Source organism: Rhizobium sp. TRM96647 (assembly GCF_025780115.1).
Classification (GTDB): Bacteria; Pseudomonadota; Alphaproteobacteria; order Rhizobiales; family Rhizobiaceae; genus Mycoplana.
Genome location: NZ_JAOXHF010000023.1, coordinates 21,097 through 28,338 on the forward strand (window position 1 = coordinate 21,097; position 7,242 = coordinate 28,338).

Consider the following 7,242-nt stretch of genomic DNA (forward strand, 5'->3'; position numbering starts at 1 on the left):
CACTTCGCCCAAGCTGAGCCCCTTGTCGATGCCATAGTCCATGATGATATCGACCGGCACACTGTCGGTGACCTTCATGGCGCGCATGACCATGAAGTCCAGGACAAGACGGTTGTGGGTGTTGGGGTTCACGGCGGCTCCTGTCGGCGGGACAAAGCATTCATCGCACGATTTCTGCCAATTATGAAAGCAGGGAGGAAAGGCGGTGAGCGGCGCCGATGCCACTTGGTGGCCGGTAGTTTCGCGAGCGGCGACACGGCGCCCATCGTAACGGTTGATATCGCGCGCAAGCCTGCTATGCTCCCTTTTTGTTTCGGCACGAAAGCTGATCCCGTCGCGATCGCTGAAGCCGCCATGAATGACCTGCTCTCATCCCCCGTCCGAAAAATCATCCATGTCGATCAGAATGCCTTTTACGCGTCGGTCGAGCAGCGCGATAATTCGGAACTGCGCGGCAAACCGATTGCCGTCGGCGAATCGGCGGCGCGCGGCGTGGTTGCTGCGGCGAGCTACGAGGCCCGCAAATTCGGCGTCCACTCGGCGATGCCGTCAATTACCGCGAAGAGAAAGTGTCCAGAACTGATCTTCGTGCCGCCGCGCTTTGAGGTCTACAAAGCGGTGTCGCAACAAATCCGCGAGATCTTCGCCGAATACACGCCTCTTATCGAGCCGCTGTCGCTCGACGAGGCCTATCTCGATGTCACCGAAAACCTGAAGGGCATTGGAGATTGCCACCGAGATCGCGCTGGAGATCCGCGCCAGGATCAAAGAGGTCACCGGCCTCAACGCGTCGGCCGGAATTTCCTACAACAAGTTCCTCGCGAAGATAGCGAGCGATCTCAACAAGCCCAATGGCCAGGCCGTCATCACGCCGAAGAACGGGCCGGCCTTCGTCGGGGCCCTGCCCGTCACGAAATTCCAGGGCGTCGGGCCGGCAACGGCCGAGAAGATGCATCGGCTCGGGATCGACACCGGCGCCGACCTCAAGCAGAAGACGCTCGAATTCCTGGTGGAGCATTTCGGAAAGTCGGGACCGTATTTCTATGGCATCGCCCGCGGCATCGACGAGCGTCAGGTCAAGCCGAACCGGGTGCGCAAATCCGTCGGCGCGGAAGATACGTTCTCGCAGGTTCTCCATGCTTATGAACCGGCGCGTGAAGGGCTCCAGCCGGTGATCGAAAAGGTATGGGCCTATTGCGAGGCCAACGGGATCGGCGCCAAGACGGTGACGCTCAAGGTCAAATATGCTGACTTTAACCAGATCACGCGCAGCAAGACGGTTCCGGCTCCTTTGCCTGTGATTGCCGACCTTGAAGAGATCGTTGGCCTGCTGCTGGCGCCGATTTTTCCGCCGCGCAAAGGCATCCGCCTGCTCGGCGTCACTTTATCCTCACTGGAACGGCGCGTCCCGGCCGCCGAGCCGCAGTTGCGATTGGCGCTTTAGACCGCCAGCATCGGCTGGGCACGAGCGCCCGAGTGGCGTTTGACCCGGAAGGTCCCTGGCGGCAGCGGCCGTAGGAGTTCGCCTTCGGGGAGAAGTCCGTCCAGCCATGCCATGCGTTGGTCTCGCGTCAGAACCGCCATCTGCCGGTCGTGGTAGGCGCGATATCGGCATTCGCGTGGATAGTCAGGATGGCATAGGCTTCCGGCCAATCCCCAGACGCCGGCCGCCAGATCCCTGCGAAATAGAACCAGTCGCCATTGGCGAGCGAAAAACTGAAGTTCTTGTGGCGAAACTCCGAGGCCGGCACCAGGCAGCGGTGGGTGGGGAAGGTTCGCCTTTCCGACCGGACGACGTTGACGGCGCGCGGGCCGCCGTCGCGGGGACACAGCCCCCAAGGCAGCTCCACCATCTCCACATCGCCGTCATGTCGCCTGATAGTGATCCGGCGCTCATCGAGCGGGCATCGGACTGAAAATCCATCGCTTTCATGATGGACGGAACATATCAGGAACGCGTCCGTTAGACAAGTCTGATGGATCGTGAACGGATGTTGGAAAGCTGCTAATCTCCCTGAATGTGCGCCGGTGAGACCGAAATTCAGATGGTCATGCGACACGTTCGAGATGGCGCCGCCATCCTCGCGCGTCAAACCATACTCGTCCACAGGTTGGCCGCTCTCCATCTGCCGACAAAGGACGCCGAGGAACTCCTGGTTCTGCTTGGGCGCGTGCAGTCCGAACATTTATCGTATCCTAGCCATCTGCCATCAATTTCTTGCCATCTAAGCCGCAAGGACCTATATTGCCTACAGAACGAAGCGAGGCACCCATGTCCGAACCGCAGCTCTCAATCCGCAGTACAAAGGCGCGCGACCTGGCTCATGACCTTGCCAGACGCACCGGCCAGCCGATCAACAGGCTCGTCGAGCAGGCGCTCGAGCGCTACGATCGGGAACTGAGCCAGAAACAGGCGAAGACACCGGCCGATGTGCTTTGGGAACTGATGGCAGAAGGCCGCCGCTCGGTACCGCCAGGCACAACATCGGCACATGATGACCTCTATGACGAACACGGCCTGCCCAAATGATCGCTCTCGATACGTCAGCGATCGTGGCCGCCGCGCTGGGCGAGCCCGAGGCTGAGCTTTTCCACGCCCTTGTCAGCCGCGAAGAGATCCTTGTGGGTTGGCCGACCCTGCTCGAGACCAGAATGGTACTGACCGGCAAAAGCTTTCCGAATGCTGGAGCCGTCATTGCCCAGTTGGTCGCGCTGCCCAATGTCACGGCCGTCGCCTTCGGTGAGCGCCATTATCATGCCGCGGAGCTTGCGTTCGAGCGGTTTGGAAAAGGGCGGCATCCGGCAGGTCTCAACATGGGTGACTGCTTCTCCTACGCGGTGTCCACCGTTGCCAAGGCGCCCCTCCTGTTCAAGGGGCACGATTTTTCGCAAACCGACCTCAAACTGCATCCGTCATCATCGGTGATGTGAATGTCATCGCGCACGCTCGTTCTGGCCCCGACACGCCATCTGCCAAGCCGCAATCACCACCACACGTCTATCCGCCCCGGGCTCACCCGCGAGGTCGACATGGCGGCGCATGGCAGCCTGAACAACGCCGCCGACACGCATCCGGGACGGATGACGTGACGAAAAAGTCCGAATACCCATCCTCAGGCACAAAAAGCATGTCGCGCCGTGCCAACGAACTCGACACGATCGCCGCCGTCCTGCCCATGGACCGGCGTGACGAACTCGCCGAGCTTCTGACCGACCAGGACATCGAAACGCTCCGCCATCTGGTCAAGGAGGGGATGGGGCCGAACACGCAGCGCGCGCTCACCTCCGATCTCGCCTACCTGCAGGCCTGGTCTCTGGCATCCACGGGAACGAGCCTGCCCTGGCCGGCCCCTGAAGCGCTGGCGCTGAAATTCGTCGCCCATCACCTCTGGGACGCAGACAAGCGGCTGACCGATCCCCATCATGGAATGCCCGCTAAGGTCGAGGACAAGCTCCGCTCACAGGGGTTCCTGCGATCATCCGGCCCGCATGCCCCCGATACCGTGCGCCGGCGGCTTGCCACCTGGTCCACCCTGACCAAATGGCGCGGATTTGAAGGCCCTTTCGGCTACCCAGCGCTCAAGTCCGCAATACGGCTGGCCGTGCGTGCCACCCCCCGGCCGAGGAAACGCAAGAGCGGGAAGGCCGTCACCGGCGATATCCTCTCCAGACTTCTTGCCACCTGCAATAGCGACAGCCTGCGCGACATCCGGGACCGCGCAATCCTGATGGTCGCCTTTGCCTCCGGTGGGCGCCGGCGCAGCGAGATCGCGGGCTTAAGAAAGGAGCAGTTGACGCAGGAGGAGCCGATCCTGATCGACGGCGATATCCCCCTGCCCTCGCTCTCCATTCATCTCGGCCGCACCAAGACCAGCGGCGCTGAGAACGACGAGGTCGTCTACATCACCGGACGGCCGGTCGAAGCGCTGGATGCCTGGCTGACTGCCGCGAGGATTGAAAGCGGCAGCGTGTTTCGTGCCATCGATCGGTGGGGCAATGTCTCGCGTCGTTCTCTGGACCCGAAGGCGATCAATGACATCGTCAAACAGCGCGCTAAGCTGGCCGGCCTCGAGCCTCAGGAGTTTTCGGCCCACGGGCTTCGGTCGGGATATTTGACGGAAGCCGCCAATCGAGGAATACCACTGCAAGAAGCAATGGAACAGTCACGCCATCGATCAGTGCAGCAGGCTTCCCGCTATTACAATAGCGCAACGCGCCGAAGCGGACGGGCGGCACGGCTTCTTTGATAGCTGAAATAACGGTAGGTTAGTCTTAGCCGGCTGCCGCCGCAGCTTCAAGCGTCGCGCCCTCGTCTTTGAGGCTTTGTCAGCTCGAACCGCTATGCCGCCGTTTCGTACGGATCGTTTGAGGATCCCGACAAAACCGCTAGTTTACGGCCCAAGCAAATACTCTGCGAAGTCCTCGCTGGGGTTCATTCCACCGGGGAATGTCATTGCGAAGAACATCATAGATCGCGTCGTAGTGCTCGCAGATTTGAAGCCTTTTTGCCCATTGGCGTCGGCCAATTGACATGATCTTCCATGGCCGCCGCTGCAGTTTTCGCCAGGCGTAGCAGCAGTGGTCGATGATATCCTCGTAGGATTTGAAGACCCGGTTGGAGAGCCAGTTGTCCCTCATGAACTGCCAGATGTTTTCGACCGGGTTCAGCTCGGGTGATTTGGGCGGCAGTGGCAGGATGGTGATGTTTTCTGGGACCACGAGATTGTTGGACGTATGCCATCTTGCCTGGTCCATGATGAGAATGGCGTGCCCATCGTCCGCGACGTTTCGGGATATTTCGATCAGATGCTGGTTCATGGCATGGTATCGCACCACGGCATGACGAGGGCGGCGGCCTTGCCGTGTTCGGGGCAGATCGCTCCGAAGATATAGGCCGAGCGGGTGCGCCGGTCGTGCGGCGCTGACGGCCTTGATCCACGCCTAGCCCAGCGGCGGGTAATCTTGTTCTTCTGACCTATACGAGCTTCATCCTGAAACCAGATTTCGATCACTTTGCCCTTGGCGGGACCCGGCTGCGATTTCTGCCACAGCGGCGGGGAAGTTTTTTTAAAAGCCTCGGCCGCTTCGGCATCCTGAGCATGATGTCTTGGGCGAGCAGAGAGCTTGCGATACCCCATGGTACGCACTTCGCGACCCAGGGTCTCCTGGCTCCGAGATGCGGAACTCTTCCCAGATCCATTGCGCCAGATCACACAGACGCCAACGAACGACACCATCCAGAGACGGTGTCGGTCCGCGCTCGATGGCTTGCGCCAAGGCCGCTCGGTGTTCATCGTTCAGAAGAGAAGGCTTGCCCGAAGCTTTGCCATTGATCAGACCGTCTGGACCGCGTGCGTTGAAGCGTACCACCCAGTCGCGCACGATCTGAACTGTCACGCTGCCAAGCCGGGCGGCATCGGCGCGCGAGCCGCCATCATAGATAGATGCGAGGGCGAGAAGACGCCGAGCCTGGTCGGCATTTCGTGTCTGCCGAGCCAGACGACGCAGCACATCCCCATCATAGTCTGACCGCAACAAAATCGCAGAACCCATCGCAAACCTCCTGTTTGCGCAATCGATTCAGATTCGTCCGCCTTTGGGAATCCCAAGAGTCAGCCTCAGCGACGATTGGTATTGGCGAGGAGCTCGTCGTGGTCCACATGGTAATATTGGAGGAATGGAATTGGACCAGAATTATAGCTCACACGCTTGGACAGAGCGGTTATCTCTCTCGTGAAGGCTTTGAACGGAGATCTTTCCGCATTTCTTCGATTAGCGCCGGCAGCATTGCTTCCAACGCCGTGAAGTCCCGGCCCTTTCGAATCACCAAGCGTCTAAAGCCAACCGCCGCTGCGTCCTCGGCGAACGTCTTCCACTCAATGAGCGGATACTTCATAAGCGGAGTCATCCGCACCAATCGGGTAGGAGGGACTGGCGCCACACGCGGTGGAAGACCTCCTCTACCACAAGTCCGGGCTCCTCGGTGGTTTCCGGCATCAACGTCGGAAGCCGCGATCTTCTGGAGAGCGATGCGCCTGAAGCGAAGGAGGCGATAAACCTCTTCGGCGGCGAGATCGCCCGGCTTGCCGCCACGCTCGGCGGTCTCGACGCCCTCGTCTTTACGGCCGGCGTCGGCGAGAACCAGCCGAAGATACGGGCCAATGTCTGCGGCCGGCTGGGCTGGCTCGGCCTCGACCTCGACCTCGACCCCATCGCCAATGCCGCGAATGCGGTCCCCATCAGCGCTCCGGAAAGCCGTATGGCCACCTTCGTCACCCCCACAGATCGCCGAGGAAACCGTCTCGCTGCTGGGGAGCGCAGGAAAATGATCGCAACCGCCGCCTCCTTGCGTTGACGTGGAAGACACGTTCGGCAATCAGAGTTTTCCTCTCCCGCCCAATCCGCCGGTTGCCATCCTCCTCAGGTGTAAGAAGCTTGACCATTGAGCATGCACGCGGTTCGCCGCGTTTCCATGCAATCAAAGCGCGGATCAGCGTTTCACCATCGATGCGGTCGGTCTTAGCCCGGCGATGCCGGCGCGGCATGAAAATTGATGCAGCTTCAACAATGTGGCTCTCTATCCAGGCTTCCTTGCTCAGCATTCGTCCGAGCCAGAAGCCATCCAGTCCGGCCTCCTGAATCACCACAATCGAGTAGAGTATGTTCCTTCGCCGTTTGGCTTTCTCGCGGAGCGCGGCAAAACACGAGAATAGGCCAGCGATGTCGCCTCCGCTGATGGTGTGTCGGGACATCTTTTCGCTGCAAGATGACAGAGCTGTCACCAGCCAGGTCGATTTGCTCGATTCCAACGAGACGAAAATTGCGCCAAGATCGGCGAGAGTAGCGGTTTGCGCTTGAGATTGACCTGTTGTTATCGGCATGGTTGGCCTCCAGAGAGTATTCTAGCGACCGCACTCTGCCACGGTGCAGGCCGCGACTCACCCCTGATGGGATCTTATGTCGTCCCGATTTCCTATGCGCATTCGGGGAACCGTCTCTATGCATTCTCAATGCCTGGAAAGAAACTCGACATCCTTCGTGCCAATCCCCGCGCCTGCCTGCGTATCGAGTCTTTCGAAAGCAAGCAGCACTGGAAAAGCGTGGTGATCGACGTCTCCTTTCGCGAGCTTCCGGACACCAATGAATTTCACGATGGACGGCTGAAAGATGATGTCCCAGGGAGTGGTGTAGCAGGTTAGCGGTGGCCATCAGTGTTTTTCCGGTAGGGTCGGTTTGTCAAAG

At 59.9% G+C, this 7,242-nt stretch carries 5 protein-coding genes and 5 pseudogenes; 7 read left to right on the forward strand and 3 right to left on the reverse strand.

Annotation, left to right across the window (positions count from 1 at the left end; translation table 11 throughout):
- The first annotated feature begins 354 nt into the window (after nucleotides 1–354).
- Nucleotides 355–1,444 (forward strand): annotated as a pseudogene (dinB, locus tag OCK02_RS25045) (DNA polymerase IV).
- Here the strand turns inward: dinB and OCK02_RS25050 are convergent.
- Nucleotides 1,441–1,933: pseudogene (locus tag OCK02_RS25050) on the reverse strand (SOS response-associated peptidase family protein). The pseudogenes dinB and OCK02_RS25050 overlap by 4 nt on opposite strands.
- A 339-nt stretch (nucleotides 1,934–2,272) precedes the next feature.
- Here OCK02_RS25050 and OCK02_RS25055 point away from each other — a divergent pair.
- Genes OCK02_RS25055 through OCK02_RS25070 form a run of 4 tightly spaced genes read left to right on the forward strand, consistent with a single transcriptional unit; the run spans nucleotide 2,273 to nucleotide 4,247 of the window.
- Nucleotides 2,273–2,530 (forward strand): type II toxin-antitoxin system VapB family antitoxin, encoded by a 258-nt coding sequence (locus OCK02_RS25055; protein ID WP_263815395.1) that lies wholly within the window; start codon nucleotides 2,273–2,275, stop codon nucleotides 2,528–2,530.
- Entirely contained in the window at nucleotides 2,527–2,931 is a 405-nt protein-coding gene (locus OCK02_RS25060) for a type II toxin-antitoxin system VapC family toxin (protein ID WP_263815396.1), read from the forward strand. Before OCK02_RS25055 ends, OCK02_RS25060 begins: the two co-directional genes overlap by 4 nt.
- A complete protein-coding gene (locus OCK02_RS25065; protein ID WP_263815397.1) occupies nucleotides 2,932–3,090 on the forward strand; it encodes a hypothetical protein in 159 nt (52 codons plus the stop codon). It begins immediately after the preceding gene.
- A gap of 38 nt (nucleotides 3,091–3,128) precedes the next feature.
- Nucleotides 3,129–4,247: a site-specific integrase gene (locus OCK02_RS25070; RefSeq protein ID WP_263815400.1), complete on the forward strand. Its 1,119-nt coding sequence runs from the start codon at nucleotides 3,129–3,131 to the stop codon at nucleotides 4,245–4,247.
- Between the two features lie 259 nt (nucleotides 4,248–4,506).
- Here the strand turns inward: OCK02_RS25070 and OCK02_RS25075 are convergent.
- Nucleotides 4,507–5,553 (reverse strand): annotated as a pseudogene (locus OCK02_RS25075) (IS630 family transposase); the annotation flags it as partial.
- A 384-nt stretch (nucleotides 5,554–5,937) separates the two neighbouring features.
- Here OCK02_RS25075 and OCK02_RS25080 point away from each other — a divergent pair.
- Nucleotides 5,938–6,355 (forward strand): annotated as a pseudogene (locus OCK02_RS25080) (acetate/propionate family kinase); the annotation flags it as partial.
- Here OCK02_RS25080 and OCK02_RS25085 read toward each other — a convergent pair.
- Nucleotides 6,351–6,881 (reverse strand): annotated as a pseudogene (locus OCK02_RS25085) (IS110 family transposase); the annotation flags it as partial. The pseudogenes OCK02_RS25080 and OCK02_RS25085 sit on opposite strands and share 5 nt — an antisense overlap.
- Before the next feature lie 66 nt (nucleotides 6,882–6,947).
- Here OCK02_RS25085 and OCK02_RS25090 point away from each other — a divergent pair.
- A complete protein-coding gene (locus OCK02_RS25090; RefSeq protein ID WP_263815398.1) occupies nucleotides 6,948–7,199 on the forward strand; it encodes a pyridoxamine 5'-phosphate oxidase family protein in 252 nt (83 codons plus the stop codon).
- Nucleotides 7,200–7,242 lie beyond the last annotated feature (43 nt).